This is a genomic window from Rodentibacter pneumotropicus DSM 21403 (genome assembly GCF_000379905.1).
GTDB classification, from domain to species: Bacteria; Pseudomonadota; Gammaproteobacteria; order Enterobacterales; family Pasteurellaceae; genus Rodentibacter; species Rodentibacter pneumotropicus.
The window spans coordinates 1-1973 of the sequence record NZ_KB904051.1 but is presented as its reverse complement, the minus strand read 5'-3'; the positions used below and the strand labels follow the sequence as shown (position 1 = coordinate 1973).

The 1973-nt window shown below is 50.7% G+C and carries 1 rRNA gene; it reads left to right on the top strand.

Annotation, left to right across the window (positions count from 1 at the left end):
• Positions 1–1946 (top strand): 23S ribosomal RNA (locus A3GE_RS0105125); the annotation flags it as partial.
• Positions 1947–1973: the final 27 nt, after the last annotated feature.

Below are 1973 nucleotides of genomic sequence, written 5' to 3'. Positions count from 1 at the left end.
GCTAACGTCCGTCGTGGAGAGGGAAACAACCCAGACCGCCAGCTAAGGTCCCCAAGTCTATATTAAGTGGGAAACGAAGTGGGAAGGCTTAGACAGCTAGGATGTTGGCTTAGAAGCAGCCACCATTTAAAGAAAGCGTAATAGCTCACTAGTCGAGTCGGCCTGCGCGGAAGATGTAACGGGGCTGAAATATAGCACCGAAGCTGCGGCATCAGAATTTATTCTGTTGGGTAGGGGAGCGTTGTGTAAGCGGATGAAGGTGAATTGAGAGGTTTGCTGGACGTATCACAAGTGCGAATGCTGACATAAGTAACGATAAAACGGGTGAAAAACCCGTTCGCCGGAAGACCAAGGTTTCCTGTCCAACGTTAATCGGGGCAGGGTGAGTCGGCCCCTAAGGCGAGGCTGAAAAGCGTAGTCGATGGGAAACGGGTTAATATTCCCGTACTTGGATAAACTGCGATGTGGGGACGGAGCAGGTTAGGTTAGCGTGCTGTTGGACATGCACGTTTAAGTTGGTAGGTGGGGTGCTTAGGCAAATCCGGGCACCTATTAAACACTGAGAGATGATGACGAGACGCTACGGCGTTGAAGTAACTGATACCATACTTCCAGGAAAAGCCACTAAGCGTCAGGTTTATCTAAACCGTACTGAAAACCGACACAGGTGGTCAGGTAGAGAATACTCAGGCGCTTGAGAGAACTCGGGTGAAGGAACTAGGCAAAATAGCACCGTAACTTCGGGAGAAGGTGCGCCGGCGTAGATTGTAAGGGTTTTCCCCTGAAGGTTGAACCGGTCGAAGATACCAGCTGGCTGCAACTGTTTATTAAAAACACAGCACTCTGCAAACACGAAAGTGGACGTATAGGGTGTGATGCCTGCCCGGTGCTGGAAGGTTAATTGATGGTGTAATCGAAAGAGAAGCTCCTGATCGAAGCCCCAGTAAACGGCGGCCGTAACTATAACGGTCCTAAGGTAGCGAAATTCCTTGTCGGGTAAGTTCCGACCTGCACGAATGGCATAATGATGGCCAGGCTGTCTCCACCCGAGACTCAGTGAAATTGAAATCGCCGTGAAGATGCGGTGTACCCGCGGCTAGACGGAAAGACCCCGTGAACCTTTACTATAGCTTGACACTGAACATTGAATTTTGATGTGTAGGATAGGTGGGAGACGTTGAAGTAGGAACGCCAGTTTCTATGGAGTCGACCTTGAAATACCACCCTTTAACGTTTGATGTTCTAACGAAGAGTGGAAACACGCTCTCGGACAGTGTCTGGTGGGTAGTTTGACTGGGGCGGTCTCCTCCCAAAGCGTAACGGAGGAGCACGAAGGTTTGCTAATCACGGTCGGACATCGTGAGGTTAGTGCAATGGTATAAGCAAGCTTAACTGCGAGACGGACAGGTCGAGCAGGTACGAAAGTAGGTCATAGTGATCCGGTGGTTCTGTATGGAAGGGCCATCGCTCAACGGATAAAAGGTACTCCGGGGATAACAGGCTGATACCGCCCAAGAGTTCATATCGACGGCGGTGTTTGGCACCTCGATGTCGGCTCATCACATCCTGGGGCTGAAGTAGGTCCCAAGGGTATGGCTGTTCGCCATTTAAAGTGGTACGCGAGCTGGGTTTAGAACGTCGTGAGACAGTTCGGTCCCTATCTGCCGTGGGCGTAGGAGAATTGATTGGGGCTGCTCCTAGTACGAGAGGACCGGAGTGGACGCACCACTGGTGTTCGGGTTGTGTCGCCAGACGCATTGCCCGGTAGCTAAGTGCGGAAGAGATAAGTGCTGAAAGCATCTAAGCACGAAACTTGCCAAGAGATGAGTTCTCCCAGACATTATGTTTGTAAGGGTTGTTTGAGACTAAGACGTAGATAGGTGGGGTGTGTAAGCGGTGTGAGCCGTTGAGCTAACCCATACTAATTGCCCGAGAGGCTTAACTATACAACGCTCAAGTGTTTTTGGAAGGGT